The organism is Paraburkholderia kururiensis JCM 10599 = LMG 19447 (genome assembly GCF_003986935.1).
Taxonomy (GTDB): domain Bacteria; phylum Pseudomonadota; class Gammaproteobacteria; order Burkholderiales; family Burkholderiaceae; genus Paraburkholderia; species Paraburkholderia kururiensis.
Genome location: NZ_RJZE01000019.1, coordinates 1 through 13,591 on the forward strand (window position 1 = coordinate 1; position 13,591 = coordinate 13,591).

Below are 13,591 nucleotides of genomic sequence, written 5' to 3' on the forward strand. Positions count from 1 at the left end.
AGACTTCCTGTCGGACCAGGCGGCGGAGGAGACGCTCGATACGGTGATCGACTGGAGCCGTTATGCGGAGATCTTCTCGTATAACGACCAGACCGAAATCTTCAGTCTGGAGGATGTGGAGGCTTGAGGGGGAGGCTAAGGCCGGACCCGCGCGGCGATGCGCTCACCCGTAGCGAACGCGAACCGCGCGTGCTTCGTGTGGCACGGCACCAACCAGGGAAGGGCTGCACGCCGTAACGTCGTACACGAGCAGCCCCTTTGCTCTATCCGGCTCTTCGCGGAGTGGTCACCATCGGCAGGACTGCGGACCCATCGAAGTGGGCCTCGTTATTGCAACGCGCCCCAGCGCTCCACAGCCGGTTCTGCCGACGCCCATTTCCAACCCTTGTCTTGCAGACATGCGCTGCCGGTGAACCAGTGCGTCGGCGCGTTCGCGTCGTCGCCGTCCACCACCGAGAACACGAACTCCTTGCAGATAGCGAGCGCCGACGTGAACGCCCGCGTGACGCGTACTTCGCCGTGACCATTCTCGATGGGCAGCGTGTGCTTCACGCGCCATGGCTTCGCATTGCCGACCGGCATCGAACCCACGAGCGACGCAATCATGTTCTGCTGGTCGCCGTGCATTTCGCGCAGGTAGCGGTTCACGGCTTCGTCGGTGGCCGCCTGAACGGCAATGCCCACACCGATACCCACCGCCGGGTTGGCCGTGACGAGGCCCGACGCGGCACCCGCCGCCGCACCGCTCGCGGCGCCAATCGATCCGCAGCCGCTTACGACCAGCGTCGCGCCTGTGCATAACGCGGCTGTGGCCGCGATGCGAGCGAGGCGTATCGCGCGCGCCGTGCTTCCTCTTTCTTCGTGTCCGGCCGCAGGTGCCTGACGATGCCATCGGGGCAGGCCGCGCGTCATTGCAGCGCGCCCCAGCGTTCGGTGGCGGGCTCGGCAGAGGCCCACTTCCACGTGTTGCCGTCGCGGCAGATAGAGGCCACGTAGAACGCGCTTGACGCAGGCGCATTCTGTTTCGCCTCCGTATCGACCGAGAACACGATCTCCTTGCAATCGAGCGTGCCGCTGCTGATGGTGCGGCTCACCGTGACGCGGCCACGCTCGTCGTCTTCGATGGGCACCGAATGCGTAGCCGACCACGGCGCGACGGCGCCCACGTCGAGGCCGCCTGCTGCACGTGCAATGGTGTCCTGCGTGTCGCGATGGACGATGCGTTCGGAGTACTGGACGCCTGCCTTCGCGGCTGCCACGGTGCCGAGGCCGATGCCCGTCGCGACGGCCGCGTTGCGCGTCACCTTGCTGGCGAGCGCGGCACCTGCGATACCGGCGCCCGCTGTGGCGCCTTCGGAATACATCGAGCTGCAGCCGCTGAGCATCGCGGTGCCGAGTGTGGTGCAGAATGCGCCGGCCATCAGGGCGCGGCGCAGGGCGTGCGGCGTGTTGCGACAGCGCGTGATGCGCTGCATTGGAAGGTTTCTTTTTAACATTTCCCGTGGCCGTATCGTGCGCGCGGGCCTTGTTTTACAGGCTCAAATGCATGAGCCGGTATGCCGCGCACTTCTCACGGTGCAGCATTGTGCAATACGCGAAGTGTGAGCGACATAGAAAAAATGCAAGCAATTGCAAAAGGGCGTGCATTGCACACGCGCGTGTGACCGCGGACCGCTGCGTTTCACAAAAGTGCGGCGCGGTGGGCAGCCGCTCCGCATCTTTTAAACACCTTTACGCTTCTTCTTCGCCCTCGCGTTCCTCGCTGCCGTACGCGCCGAGCCGGTTGTAGAGCGTCTTCAGACTGACACCGAGCGCGCGCGCCGCGCGCCGCTTGTCGCCGCCGCAATACTTGAGCGTGCCGAGAATGATCTGCTTTTGCGCGTCGGCGAGCGGCGTGCCGATCCACACGCTCATCGCGTCGCCCTGCGTGACGGGCTTCTTGACCCGCGATACGAGATGCGGGTGCGGAATCTCCACGACCTTCTCGGCGAGGATGAATGCGCGATACACCGCGTTCTTGAGTTCGCGCACGTTGCCAGGCCACGACCAGCTGCGCACCGTCTCGAGCGCCCGCTTGCTGAACACCTTCTGCGTGTTTTCGCGCTCGTTGAGTTCGTTGAGGAAGTGCTGGGCGAGCAGTTCGCGATCGCCGTCGCGTTCGCGCAGCGGCGGCGCGCGCAGCGGGAACACGGCGAGCCGGTACATCAGGTCCTCGCGCAGGCCGTTCTCTTTCACCGCCGTCACGGGGTCGCGGTTGGTGGCCGCGATCACGCGCACGTCGCTGTAACTCGCCTCGCTGCTGCCCACGCGATAGAACGTGCCGGTTTCCAGCGCGCGCAGCAGCTTGACCTGGCGCACCGGCGTCATTTCCGTGACCTCGTCCAGAAACAGCGTGCCGCCGTTCGCATGTTCGAAGTAGCCCACGCGGCCCTGAATCGCACCCGTGAAGCTGCCCTTCTCGTGGCCGAACAGTTCGGCCTCGATGAGCTCGTCCGGAATTGCGCCGCAGTTCACGGCGATGAAGGGCGCGTCCTTGCGCGTGCTCTGCTCGTGGATCGTGCGCGCAATCAGTTCCTTGCCCGTGCCCGATTCGCCGATGATGAGCGCCGTCGCATCGGTGCTCGCCACGCGTTCGATCTGCTCGTACAACTCCTGCATTGCCGGCGACGAGCCGTACAGCAAGCCGTACGACTGCAGCGCTGCGGCGCGCGGGTTCGCCGACCCGGCCGCTGCGCGGTCGGTGATGGGCGTTTCCAGCTCGATTGACGGCATGGTGAAGGTATTCCGCATAAAAGGGTTCTTGCCGCGACGCATCGTCACTGTCGTTTCTTCGTGGCGTCTGCGCGGCATTCGCGGGCGCGGCGGCGGGCCGGGATCGTTCCTTGCCTCTTCGGCATGGGCGGCTTGCCGCGCGAATCTCGTAAACATTTAACCACTGGCCAGACGCGCGCCGCAACGTACCGTCTCCGCGGCGCGAACGAAAGGCGACGCGCGAACGCGAAAGGCCGAATCGTTGCAGCGCGGTGCGGCAACATTGACTGCGCGGCGTTCTGCGCTTAGGCAAGGTTTGCCGTTTTGGCGTGCCGCACAGGGGTGAGGGTGCCCTCGTGCGGAACTCGTCACGCGCAAAACGATCGACAGAAAAGTACCGGACACGTTCGCCGGCACATGTGGCAGGCGCAGGTTCTGCTGCAACGCGGCTACTGAAACAACGACTGAAACCGAACGAAGGAGGAGCCCGATGTCCGCCACGATGTCATCCCCGATGTCCCCAACCACCGAGCAACTCGCGCTGGGCAGGCAGAAGGTCGTCGACGACCTTCGCGTTTTGCTGACCGACTCGGAGGAGATGCTGCGGCTCACCGCGTCGCTCACGGGCGAAGGCGTGGAGGCGCTGCGTGAACGTCTGCGCATGCACGTCGAGTCGCTGCAGGACACGCTCGCCACCACGCAGTCCGCGGCGCAGCGCCAGTATCGGGCGGCCACGGTGCGTACCGAGCGCTATGTGCGCGGCAACCCGTGGCAGTCGCTGGCCATGGCGGCCGGCGCCGGCTTTTTGCTGGGCGTGCTCGTGGCGAGTTGAGTGCGTGTCGGCAAGGCCGGTTGCTTCCGGCTCACCGCTACATGCACGCGGGCTCATCCGATATCGCACACGAAGGAGCAAGCGATGGCCAGACCCATGGCTCGACAGAAAATCGGCATATTCGGCGCCCTGGTTGCCGTGGGCGGCGTGCTGGCGTGGCGGTGGGCGCAGAAGCATCGCGCCTCGCAGGCGTGGCTCAATCGCGACCTGAGCCGCTGGGAGGAAGAGGGCGGCGCGCTCGTCAATACGACGGACGCAACCCAGCAGGCGCCAGCCCATTCGATGGCAGCGCAGCACGCGATGGCAAACGGCGAAGATCACTCGGCGCGCAGGGACGCATGGCCGTTCCCGCGCGGCTGAACGAGCGCTGCGACAACATCGCGAGAACGCAGCGCCGTTCGGTACGCGGGGTTGTTACAGCCCCGTCGATATCGTCTTACAATGTTTGAGTTCGTGGCGCTGCATGCTGTGGTGCATGCCGTTTTCGCGAATTCATTGCTGAAGTGATGCGCCGAACGGGGCGAATTTTCGCAAATCGCGACGTCCCGAAACCGCCGCGCGGCCACCGCTGCCGCGCGTTTCAAGAGCCGAAGGCGGCAACGCTTCAGTTGGGCGTGGAAGCATCCGGAGCCTGTCCGGATGGCAGGTTTCCGCGCTGCCGCCGCATCCCGGTTCGCTCATGTTCACAACACTGACGAGAAGCGATGTCACACGTACTGATTGTCGACGACGATTCCGATACCCGCGAGGCGCTGGCCGCCATCATCGCGCAAGACGGTCTGACGACCGCGCTTGCCGGCGACCTGCGCGAGGCCCGCATCCAGCTCGTGCGCCAGACCCCGGACGTGGTGTTCACCGACCTCAAGCTGCCCGACGGCAGCGGCGTCGATCTGTTCGAAGACCTCGATCCCACCTCGGGTGTCGAGGTCATCGTCATCACCGGCCATGCCACGGTGGAGTCCGCCGTGAGCGCGCTGAAAATGGGCGCGACCGACTACCTGGTCAAGCCCATCAACATGCAGCGCGTGAAGGCGATTCTGAGCCGCCTGCCGCGGCCCGGCGACCTCAAGGCCGAAATCGGCACGCTGCGAGGCGAACTGCGCCGCATGGGCCGCTTCGGGCTGATGCTCGGCAGCTCGCCCGCCATGCAGGAGGTCTACGACCAGATCAGCCGGGTGGCGCCCACCGCCGCGTCGGTGATGCTCGTGGGCGAGTCGGGCACCGGCAAGGAAGTGGCCGCGCAGACCGTGCACCAGTTGAGCCTGCGTCGCAAGCATGCGTTTCTCGCCGTGAATTGCGGCGCCATTTCGCCGAACCTCATCGAGTCCGAGATGTTCGGCCACGAGCGCGGCTCGTTCACGGGCGCGGACCGCCAGCACAAGGGCTACTTCGAGCGTGCCAACGGCGGCACGCTGTTTCTCGACGAGATCACCGAGATGCCCGTGGAGCTTCAGGTGAAGCTCTTGCGCGTGCTCGAAACGGGCATGTTCATGCGCGTGGGCACGACAAAGGAAATCGAGACGGACGTGCGGCTGATCGCGGCCACCAACCGCGACCCCGAGCAGGCCGTCGTGGAGGGCAAGCTGCGGCTCGATCTCTACCACCGGCTCAACGTGTTTCCAATCAGCCTGCCGCCGCTGCGCGAGCGCGGCAAAGACGTCGAGCTGCTCGCCCAGGCGTTTCTCGACGAGCTCAACGAGCGGTACGGTACGCGCAAGCACTTTCCGCCCGCGGTGAAGGAGATGCTGCTTTCGTACCCGTGGCCCGGCAACGTGCGCGAACTCAAGAACTACGTGCAGCGTGCCCACATCATGTCGAGCGCGGATTCGGACGCCACCGCCGTCGTGCCGTTGCAGATCTCCATTGCGAAGCCTTCGGCGGGTACCGCGATCACGATTCCGTTCGGCACGTCGCTCGCCGAAGCCGACCGGCAACTGATTCTTGCCACGCTCGAGCAGTGCGGCAGCGTGAAGACGCGCGCGGCAGAGATTCTCGGCATCAGCCTGAAGACGCTTTACAACCGGCTCGTTGAGTACGGCAACGACACGAAGCCCGCGGAAGGCGAAGCAGGCGACGAATCGCAGACGGTGGGGCGCGCCAACGTGTGAGCGTTGCGCGCGGCACGTTTGCATGAGCAGCGTGCCGCGCGTCGTCTGGGGCACGCGTCGTGCATCGCTCAGTTCACCGACGACGGACACGACGAAGGAGCCCGACATGCTGCGTCACCTTCCATTGCCTCGCATGCCACAACCGGCGTGGTGGCCAGGATCCGCATTGGCCACAACGCCCCTGCGTGCGCATACCCCGCAGCCCGAAGACCCGCCCGAGCCCGGCGAGCCCTCGCCCATGCCGCCTGAACCCGCCCACGAGCCCGACGAACCCGAGGCGCCGCCCATCGGCGACCCGCCCGCCCAGCCGGGAGAGGTGCCGCACGCTGCGCCGACAATCGGCGGAGTCGATAGGGGCGCTGAACTTCGCGTTGTGTAAATGCTGGTGTGGCCCCATCGGCCCTCGGATGCGAATTGATGTACTTGTTACAAAGCAGCCCAACTTTTTTACCGGCAATTTCGCGTGCCGCACCTAGACTGAAAGGATGTCACCCGCGTGGGTGACCGCTTCCATCTGGAGGCTTCAATCATGAGACACCCTGCATTGCGGCGTTCCGCACGCCATTCGGGCAAGCGCAACGCGCGCGACGGCGCACAACAAGGTGTACTGGGCGGCCCGCCGCCGGAGCTGAGCGACCCGGCGGCGCAAAACCGCCCCGCGCCCGGTGTACCTGCGGACGGCGAGCACAACCAGGGCGGGGCACGCCCCGAAGGTCTCGACTACCAGCGGGATCTGGGCTCCGAGCAGGACGCCTGAGCTGTATTCGCGTTTCAGTCGTACCCGTAGAAAATTATTGTCACCCTGCGCGGCGGCGCGGCACGAATCCGCTTGGGCGTGCCCGCGCCTTGGGGTTTTATTTTTCTTTCTCGGGCAAGGCGGCACGCGAATTGCGTGTGTTCGGCGGGCATCCCGCATGCAACGAGAAAGGAGGTACTGCTGCATGGGCAGACTAATCGTGGTATCGAATCGTGTTGCGCCGACTCAGGAGGGGCGACCTTCCGCCGGCGGTCTTGCTATCGGCGTGCTGGACGCGCTCAAGGAAACGGGCGGCGTCTGGTTCGGCTGGAGCGGCGAGATCGTCGGCGAATCGTCGGAGCCTGTCATCGAGCAGCAGGGCAACGTCACGTACGCGACCGTGGGACTCACGCGGCGCGACTATGACCAGTATTACCGCGGCTTTTCCAATACCACGCTGTGGCCGACGTTCCACTACCGGAACGATCTCTCGCACTTCGAGCGCGAGGACTACGCGGGGTATCTGCGCGTCAACGAAACGCTTGCGCGACGCCTCGTCGCGATGATTCGCCCGGACGACATCATCTGGGTGCACGACTATCACCTGCTGCCGTTCGCTCGCTGCCTGCGCAATCTGGGCGTGACCAACCCCATCGGCTTTTTCCTGCATATTCCGTTTCCCGTGCCCGAGGTGCTGCGCACCGTGCCGCCGCACGAGGAACTGGTGCACTTCATGTGCGACTACGACGTGGTCGGCTTCCAGACCGAGGCGGACCGCCAGTCGTTCATCGACTTCATCGAGCGCGGACATCACGGCTCCGCGAGCGAGGACGGCATGCTGCACGCCTACGACCGTCTGCTGAAGGTGGCCGCGTACCCCATCGGCATCTATCCGGATGCGATTGCGAAGGCCGCCATGCAGTACAGCGACCGCAAGGCGGTGCGCAGCCTGCGCGACGGCTTGCGCGGCCGCAAGCTCATCATGAGCGTGGACCGGCTCGACTACTCGAAGGGTCTCGCGGAGCGCTTCCAGGCCTTCGAGCGGCTGCTGCAGAACGCGCCGGGCTGGCATGGGCGCGTTTCGCTCGTCCAGATTGCGCCGCCTACGCGCTCGGACGTGCAGACCTACCAGCGCATCCGCCAGAACCTGGAGGGCGAGGCGGGACGTATCAACGGACGTTTCGCGCAGCTCGACTGGACGCCGATCCAGTACCTCAACCGCAAGTACGAACGCAACCTGCTGATGGCGCTCTTCCGTACCTCGCAGGTGGGCTACGTGACGCCGCTGCGCGACGGCATGAACCTCGTCGCGAAGGAGTATGTGGCGTCGCAGGATCCGTCGGACCCAGGCGTGCTCGTGCTTTCGCAGTTCGCAGGTGCGGCCGAGCAGATGCCGGGCGCGCTCGTGGTAAATCCGTTCGATCTCTCGCAGACGGCCGAGGCGCTGGAACGTGCGCTCTCGATGCCGCTTGCCGAGCGTCAGGCGCGGCATGCCGACATGATGACTTCGCTGCGCGAGAACAATCTCTCGGTGTGGCGCGATACCTTCCTCGCGGACCTGCGCAACGTGGCGACGGCGGCGTCGGTGACGGCGAAGGCAGTCAAGCAGCCCATCAAGCTCGCTCACGCCAAAGCGGCTTGACGCTCGCGTGATGGTCGCTTGATAGATAGGCGCTTGATAGGCGCTCTATAGCCACGTAACGGCCAGCAACGGGCTACCCAAAGCCCCAGCGAACAGCCGGCACGATGAAAGGCCAGGTGCCTTCCACCGTGCCGGCTCTTTTCATCTTTGTGTTGCCTTTCACTCAGTCCGCCGCGCGCGGTCGCGACAACTCGGCCGCCGCGACAACCCGCCCCCCGACCGTGTCATGCCCCCGCGCCGTTCGCCGGTTGCCGCAACCGCAGCAGGCTCACCATAGCGGCGAGCACCGAAAAGCCCGCCGCGAGATACAGCGCGATGACGGGCCCATGGGTCGGCGACACGCCGAAAATCAGCGCGACCAGCGCGGCGCCGAGCGTCTGCCCCGTGAGCCGCGCGGTGCCCAGCATGCCGCTCGCGCCGCCGCTGCGTTCGCGCGGCGCCGAGGCGAGCATCTGCCGGTTGTTCGGTGACTGGAACATGCCGAAGCCCGCGCCGCAGAGTGCCATGCGCCAGGCGATGTCGACGGCTGAAGGATGGGCCACGAGTGTGGCGAGCAGCAGCAGGCCCACCGTCAGCGTGGCAAGCCCGATGCCGCCGAGGATGCCGGCCGGGTAGCGGTCCGAAAGAATGCCCGCGAGCGGCGCGGCGCCCACGATCACGAGCGGCCACGGCGTCATGAGAAAACCGGTCTCGACCTGCGAGAGCCCGAACGTTTCCTGCATCAGGAACGGCAGCGAAACGAAGGCGAGCATCTGGGCACAGAACGAGCAGACCGACGTGCCCACCGACAGCCCGAATGCGGGAATGCGCAACAGGTCGACGGGCAGAAGCGGCGCGGGGCGTGTCAGTTGCCGGCGCACGAAGAACCAGCCGGTCACCGCGGCCACGACGAATTGGGCAGCCACCCACGCGCGCGACTCTCCGTGGCCCAGACCGTCCACCGCGAAGATCAGGAGCCCGAATACGACCGCGTTCATCACGGCGCTCACGTAGTCGTAGGGCGCGCGGTGTTTCACGTTGACGGGCAGCGCGCGCAGGCCCAGCGCGAAGGCCGCAATACCGATCGGCACATTGATGGCGAAGAGCCACGGCCATGGCGCCACCGAAAGCACTGCGGAGGCGACGGTTGGCCCCACGGCCGACGAAATGGCCACCACCATCGCGTTGATCGACACGCCGCGTCCGAGCAGCTTCGGCGGATAGATCATGCGCACGAGCGCCGTGTTGACGCTCATGATGCCGGCCGCGCCGAACCCCTGGATCACGCGCGTCATGGCGAGCACCGGCAGCGAGCCCGACACCGCGCAGCCCAGCGACGCAACCGTAAACAGCGCGAGCCCCGCGAGATACACGCGCCGGTAGCCGATGCGGTCGCCTAGCGAGGCGAGTGGCAGCAGCGAAATCGTGACGGCAAGCTGATACGCGTTGACCACCCAGATGGACGATGCCGCACTCGCGTGCAGATTGCGCGCGATGGTGGGCAGCGCCACGTTGGCGATCGCGCTGTCGAGTACGGCGAGCGTGATGCCGAGCGCCACGACGACGATGGCCGCGTAGCGCTGCGGCAGCGGCAGTCCGGGCTCGGGCTCGCGGCCCTGCTGCGGACGTTGCTGTGCATCGGTGCCGCGGCCGGCATGTGCTTCGCCGGATGGAGCGAGCGTGTCTTCGCGCGCGGCTGCCGCGCCAAGGGTTTCGGAAGAGGGTGCGGATGAAATGGATGAGGTGCGCATCGATGGTATCGAAGCGGCGCGGCGGCTGCGTGCCGCCACGCCATCTCGCGGGCCGGCAGCGCAGTCGCGGGCTACTTCAGTTCGTAGAGTCCCGTGTAGGTTGTCGAGTCGATTTCGTTCAGGTGAATCATGAAGCGCGCCACAGCGTTCGTCGTATCCGCGGTAATGGGCAACTGAGGCACCTTGAGCGCGTGAATACGGAAGATGTAGCGATGCGGCTTGTCTCCGCGTGGCGGCGCTGCGCCGCCGAAACCCACCGTGCCGTAGTCGTTGCGCACCTGCACCGCACCGTGCGGCAGCAGACTGCCGTCGGCTTTGCCCGCGTTGCGCGGCAGCGCCCGCGCGTCGGGCGGCAGGTTGGCCACGACCCAGTGCCAGAAGCCGCTGCCGGTCGGCGCATCGGGATCATAGACGGTGACGGCGAGACTTTGCGCGTCGCCGGGCGGTGCGTCCCATTGCAGCGCTGGCGAGATGTTTTCGCCGGCGGTGCCGAACGCGGGTTCGTTCAGTTCCTGCGCCTTCGGCATGAAGCCGTTGGCCGGAAAATCGTCGGACCAGATCCGGAAATCAGCCATTGGACGTCTCCTCAAGAACGGTTCAGCGCGCAATGAACCCGGAGGCCACGTGGTGCTTGCGCTTTCACTCGCACTTCCACGCCGCTGTTTGCTGCCTTGTTGCTGCAATCGCGGCGACGGATGCAGGTGGCCGGCGGGATCGATCGAGTTTAGCGCAGCGGCGCGGATGGCGCTTTCACGGCGCGTGACCGCCTCGTTTACCTCGCTGGCGGCTTGCGGGATCGCATTGCGCCCGCCTGCCAGGGGGCACGAATCGTTCCCGTCACGGTTCGCGGCGCACGTTGAGGCCAGGTGCCGCCGGGGCCGCGGCGAACAATCTCAGCGAGACACCTGCAACGGCTGTGCCGCACGCGGTCCCCGTGCTTCGAAGAGGGTGAACGCGCCGCTGCGCAGCCACGTGTCCAATTGTTCGATGAGGGCGCCCACGTCACGGTCTGCGCCGCGAATCGCGCATTCCCAGACGATGGCGATGCGCCAGCCCTGGGCCGCGAGCGCGGCGAGCGCCTTCGCGTCGTTGGCGCGGTTGCGCGCGATCTTCTCGCGCCAGAACTCGGGGCGCGTCTGCGGCCACTTGAAGAGCGGGCAGTCGTGGCCGTGCCAGAAGCAGCCGTGCACGAAGATCGCCGCGCGATAGCGGGGCAGCACGATGTCCGGCCGGCCCGGCAGCTCGCGCACGTCGAGCCTGAAGCGAAAGCCGCGCCGATGCAGCAGCCGGCGAATCAGGATCTCCGGCTTCGTGTTGCGTCCGCGAATGCCGGACATCATCCGGCTGCGCGTTGCGGCGTCGACGACATCCACCATGTTGCGTGGCTCCTCTGCTGCCTGCGGGCGCAAGCGGCGGGCAGCGAATGGCGCTCAGGCCGCGAGCGCCGCGGCGGTGCGGGCGGACTTGCGTTTGACGGCTACCGGGCTGGTGGCGACACCCAGATGCGGCAGCATGATGCGCGCCACCTCGCGCATCACAGGCATCACGACGCTGTTGCCGAACTGGCGATAGGCCTGGGTGTCGCTCACGGGAATGCGGAAGGTGTCGGGAAAGCCCATCAGGCGCGCGCACTCGCGCGGCGTGAGGCGGCGCGGACGCTGCGCCTTGCCCTGATGCACGAGGATCTCGGAGCCGTCCTTGTGGTAGCGCGCCGATAGCGTGCGCGTGACGCTGTCGGCCGTCGCCATGCCGAAACCGAAGCCGTTGCCCGCTGCGCGATGCTTTTCGGCATATTGCTGGAGGTATGTCCAGAGGCCCGGCGTCAGCGTGTAACGCGGCTGCACGCAACGGGCCGTGTGATCGAAGAAGCGGTCGCCGTCCCAGGGCAGCAGGGGTTCGCTGCCGTCCGTGCGATGCAGGATGGCGCCGAGCCGCGGACCGTCGCCGGGCAGCCGCAGGTCGTCCCACGAGAACGCGGTGGGTTCGCGAAAGCCCACGAGGATGATGCGTTCGCGATGTTGCGGCGTGAAGTGGCTGCCGTCGACAACGCGATAGTGGACTTCGTAGCCCAGCTCGTCGCGCAGCGTTTGCAGGATCACCTCGAAGGTACGGCCGCGGTCGTGCGAGAGCAGGTTCTTCACGTTCTCGAGCAGGAACGCGGCGGGCCGCCTTGCCGCGATGATTCGCGCGACGTCGAAGAAGAGCGTGCCTTGCGTCGTGCACTCGAAGCCGTGCGGGCGGCCGAGCGCGTTCTTCTTGCTCACGCCCGCAATCGAGAACGGCTGGCACGGGAAGCCGGCGAGCAGCACGTCGTGGGCGGGCACGTCGGCGGCCGGAAACGAGACGATGTCGCCGATGAAGCGATGGTCGGCGCCGTGGTTCTCGATATAGGTCTTCTTCGAGAACTCGTTCCACTCGCTCGTGAACACGCACTGGCCGCCGTGCGCCTCGAAGCCCATGCGGATGCCGCCGATGCCGGCGAAGAGGTCGACGAAGCGAAAGCGCGGCGCCTCGGACGCGCGGTTCGCCGCGGGCGTGCGCATCAGTTCGCGAAGGGCGGCTTCGAGCATCGCGGGGCAGGGCGTTTCGCCTTTTTCCCAGCGACGCACGGTCTTGACGTCCTTGCCGACGTGGTCGGCGATCTGCCGCTGGGTGAATCGGGTGCGTGCCTGCTTGAGCAGGTCTGGCAGGGGAGCCGGGGTCACGGAAGGTCCTCGCTGGGAATTTTGGCGGACATTATGACCGATAGACGACCCACGGTCGCGCTTTGGTTCTCAAGCGAGGGAATTTTGCTACGTTGCGCGGGAAATGGAGGGGAGTCCTCGGGCCCGGCACGGGATTGGCGCGCCAGCGCAGGGTTATTGACCCTGGCGGCGCAGCGGCACGACCGCCGAGGTTTCCTCGATGGTCTCGGCGCGCGTCGGCGCGGCCTTCAGCCGGCGCGCAGCTTCGGCTTCGAGCCGGTCGAGCTGCAGCAGCAGGGCGTCGATGCCGCGCAACTGCGCCTTGTTGAGATGCACGGTGTCCAGCAACTGGTGCAGGCGCCTGCGCCAGTACCCAGCGGGCAGCACGTTGCTGTCGCAATCGGGGGCGAACGAAAGCCGCATCGCCCGCTCGATATGGGCGATGTCTTCGTCTATCAGGCTCGCCATATACGAGCCCATCTGCGATTTTTCGAGATCTGCCATCTCTGTTTTACGGCATGTTGGGCGGATACTTGAGATCGGGGTGTCCCGATATTGCGGTATTTCGGTGCGGGGGGGTGGTGCAGGGCGGCGGCGCGGGAGCCGGACGGCGACCGTCACAGGCGCTTTGGCGCCTTCGGTACAACGGCCCCCGGCGTCGGCACGAGCGTATCAGCCGCATGGTGATCTTGCGGCGGGCGTATCGGCCAGCGGGCGACCCTCACTCAACTGGCCTTGGCGTGAACTTCATGGGCGGGCGGTGTGGTGTGGTCGAAGGCGTCAAGCTGGACGAGCAGGCCGTCGATCGCGGAAAACTGCTGTTGGGTGATGCGCTTGCCAGCGACCAGCCGCTGCAGGCGGTGCCGCCAGTAGCTGGGAGGCAGAAGCGCGCGGGTGGCATCGAGTGCCAGCGATGCTCGCATCACACGTTGAATGTGTGCGATTTCCTGGTCGAGAAGGCTGACCATGGTGTGTCCCCCGTGATGGATGTTGCGTGTCTGTCGGCGTTCGGGACGTCGCTGCTTGCTATGTTCCTAATGTATGACGTTTTGGGACTCCCGTTACCTGTCAGTTTTGATAGGGAGCGGTGCGCTGCATCAGCCTGGCG

The 13,591-nt window shown here is 66.1% G+C and carries 16 protein-coding genes; 7 read left to right on the forward strand and 9 right to left on the reverse strand.

Annotated features, from left to right (window positions below; all coding sequences use genetic code 11):
* On the forward strand, nucleotides 1-127 hold a 127-nt coding region (locus tag PKKP23_RS22045; RefSeq protein ID WP_138721040.1), incomplete at its 5' end, for an AAA-associated domain-containing protein.
* A 200-nt stretch (nucleotides 128-327) separates the two neighbouring features.
* Here the strand turns inward: PKKP23_RS22045 and PKKP23_RS22050 are convergent.
* The 3 genes from PKKP23_RS22050 to PKKP23_RS22060 all read right to left on the reverse strand — a co-directional run bounded on the left by PKKP23_RS22050 (nucleotide 328) and on the right by PKKP23_RS22060 (nucleotide 2,772).
* On the reverse strand, nucleotides 328-912 hold the full coding sequence (locus PKKP23_RS22050; protein ID WP_240659095.1) for a hypothetical protein: 585 nt from the start codon (nucleotides 910-912) through the stop codon (nucleotides 328-330).
* Entirely contained in the window at nucleotides 909-1,421 is a 513-nt protein-coding gene (locus PKKP23_RS22055; protein ID WP_240659104.1) for a hypothetical protein, read from the reverse strand. Before PKKP23_RS22055 ends, PKKP23_RS22050 begins: the two co-directional genes overlap by 4 nt.
* A 310-nt stretch (nucleotides 1,422-1,731) precedes the next feature.
* On the reverse strand, nucleotides 1,732-2,772 hold the full coding sequence (locus PKKP23_RS22060) for a sigma-54 interaction domain-containing protein (RefSeq protein ID WP_126878441.1): 1,041 nt from the start codon (nucleotides 2,770-2,772) through the stop codon (nucleotides 1,732-1,734).
* 493 nt (nucleotides 2,773-3,265) lie between these two features.
* On the opposite strand from PKKP23_RS22060, the gene PKKP23_RS22065 reads away from it, so the two are divergent.
* The 6 genes from PKKP23_RS22065 to otsA all read left to right on the forward strand — a co-directional run bounded on the left by PKKP23_RS22065 (nucleotide 3,266) and on the right by otsA (nucleotide 8,069).
* Nucleotides 3,266-3,583, forward strand: coding sequence for an ElaB/YgaM/YqjD family protein (locus PKKP23_RS22065; protein WP_126878442.1), 318 nt, complete (start codon nucleotides 3,266-3,268; stop codon nucleotides 3,581-3,583).
* Nucleotides 3,584-3,679: 96 nt separating this feature from the next.
* Entirely contained in the window at nucleotides 3,680-3,943 is a 264-nt protein-coding gene (locus PKKP23_RS22070; RefSeq protein WP_126878443.1) for a hypothetical protein, read from the forward strand.
* A 344-nt stretch (nucleotides 3,944-4,287) separates the two neighbouring features.
* The gene (locus PKKP23_RS22075; protein WP_126878444.1) at nucleotides 4,288-5,691 is read left to right on the forward strand and encodes a sigma-54-dependent transcriptional regulator; all 1,404 of its coding nucleotides are present in this window, start codon (nucleotides 4,288-4,290) and stop codon (nucleotides 5,689-5,691) included.
* Between the two features lie 166 nt (nucleotides 5,692-5,857).
* A complete protein-coding gene (locus PKKP23_RS22080; protein WP_240659096.1) occupies nucleotides 5,858-6,070 on the forward strand; it encodes a hypothetical protein in 213 nt (70 codons plus the stop codon).
* Nucleotides 6,071-6,220: 150 nt separating this feature from the next.
* On the forward strand, nucleotides 6,221-6,448 hold the full coding sequence (locus PKKP23_RS22085) for a hypothetical protein (RefSeq protein WP_026121335.1): 228 nt from the start codon (nucleotides 6,221-6,223) through the stop codon (nucleotides 6,446-6,448).
* A gap of 184 nt (nucleotides 6,449-6,632) precedes the next feature.
* Nucleotides 6,633-8,069 (forward strand): alpha,alpha-trehalose-phosphate synthase (UDP-forming), encoded by a 1,437-nt coding sequence (gene otsA / locus PKKP23_RS22090; protein WP_026121336.1) that lies wholly within the window; start codon nucleotides 6,633-6,635, stop codon nucleotides 8,067-8,069.
* Between the two features lie 224 nt (nucleotides 8,070-8,293).
* On the opposite strand, the gene PKKP23_RS22095 is transcribed toward otsA, so the two are convergent.
* From PKKP23_RS22095 to PKKP23_RS22120, 6 genes are all read right to left on the reverse strand, one after another.
* Nucleotides 8,294-9,799 carry an MFS transporter gene (locus PKKP23_RS22095; RefSeq protein WP_126878445.1) on the reverse strand — a complete coding sequence of 502 codons (1,506 nt, stop codon included), beginning with the start codon at nucleotides 9,797-9,799 and terminating at the stop codon, nucleotides 8,294-8,296.
* Nucleotides 9,800-9,870: 71 nt separating this feature from the next.
* Entirely contained in the window at nucleotides 9,871-10,374 is a 504-nt protein-coding gene (locus PKKP23_RS22100) for a YbhB/YbcL family Raf kinase inhibitor-like protein (RefSeq protein WP_017774289.1), read from the reverse strand.
* 318 nt (nucleotides 10,375-10,692) lie between these two features.
* Entirely contained in the window at nucleotides 10,693-11,175 is a 483-nt protein-coding gene (locus tag PKKP23_RS22105) for a very short patch repair endonuclease (RefSeq protein WP_126878446.1), read from the reverse strand.
* A 54-nt stretch (nucleotides 11,176-11,229) separates the two neighbouring features.
* Nucleotides 11,230-12,504, reverse strand: a complete 1,275-nt coding sequence (gene dcm, locus PKKP23_RS22110; protein WP_168724590.1) for a DNA (cytosine-5-)-methyltransferase — start codon at nucleotides 12,502-12,504, stop codon at nucleotides 11,230-11,232.
* A 153-nt stretch (nucleotides 12,505-12,657) separates the two neighbouring features.
* Complete coding sequence (locus PKKP23_RS34600; protein ID WP_240659097.1) at nucleotides 12,658-12,987, reverse strand: hypothetical protein; 330 nt, start codon at nucleotides 12,985-12,987, stop codon at nucleotides 12,658-12,660.
* Nucleotides 12,988-13,208: 221 nt separating this feature from the next.
* Complete coding sequence (locus PKKP23_RS22120; RefSeq protein WP_126878447.1) at nucleotides 13,209-13,451, reverse strand: hypothetical protein; 243 nt, start codon at nucleotides 13,449-13,451, stop codon at nucleotides 13,209-13,211.
* Between the last annotated feature and the right edge of the window lie 140 nt (nucleotides 13,452-13,591).

Excerpts from the sequence above, each read along its gene's own strand:
- PKKP23_RS22050 (WP_240659095.1), bottom strand. The coding sequence starts at position 912 with ATGACGCGCGGCCTGCCCCGATGGCATCGTCAGGCACCTGCGGCCGGA.
- PKKP23_RS22060 (WP_126878441.1), bottom strand. The coding sequence starts at position 2,772 with ATGCCGTCAATCGAGCTGGAAACGCCCATCACCGACCGCGCAGCGGCC.
- PKKP23_RS22055 (WP_240659104.1), bottom strand. The coding sequence starts at position 1,421 with ATGGCCGGCGCATTCTGCACCACACTCGGCACCGCGATGCTCAGCGGC.
- PKKP23_RS22105 (WP_126878446.1), bottom strand. The coding sequence starts at position 11,175 with ATGGTGGATGTCGTCGACGCCGCAACGCGCAGCCGGATGATGTCCGGC.
- PKKP23_RS22070 (WP_126878443.1), top strand. The coding sequence starts at position 3,680 with ATGGCTCGACAGAAAATCGGCATATTCGGCGCCCTGGTTGCCGTGGGC.
- PKKP23_RS22120 (WP_126878447.1), bottom strand. The coding sequence starts at position 13,451 with ATGGTCAGCCTTCTCGACCAGGAAATCGCACACATTCAACGTGTGATG.
- PKKP23_RS22085 (WP_026121335.1), top strand. The coding sequence starts at position 6,221 with ATGAGACACCCTGCATTGCGGCGTTCCGCACGCCATTCGGGCAAGCGC.
- PKKP23_RS22075 (WP_126878444.1), top strand. The coding sequence starts at position 4,288 with ATGTCACACGTACTGATTGTCGACGACGATTCCGATACCCGCGAGGCG.
- otsA (WP_026121336.1), top strand. The coding sequence starts at position 6,633 with ATGGGCAGACTAATCGTGGTATCGAATCGTGTTGCGCCGACTCAGGAG.
- PKKP23_RS34600 (WP_240659097.1), bottom strand. The coding sequence starts at position 12,987 with ATGGCAGATCTCGAAAAATCGCAGATGGGCTCGTATATGGCGAGCCTG.
- PKKP23_RS22100 (WP_017774289.1), bottom strand. The coding sequence starts at position 10,374 with ATGGCTGATTTCCGGATCTGGTCCGACGATTTTCCGGCCAACGGCTTC.
- PKKP23_RS22095 (WP_126878445.1), bottom strand. The coding sequence starts at position 9,799 with ATGCGCACCTCATCCATTTCATCCGCACCCTCTTCCGAAACCCTTGGC.
- PKKP23_RS22065 (WP_126878442.1), top strand. The coding sequence starts at position 3,266 with ATGTCCCCAACCACCGAGCAACTCGCGCTGGGCAGGCAGAAGGTCGTC.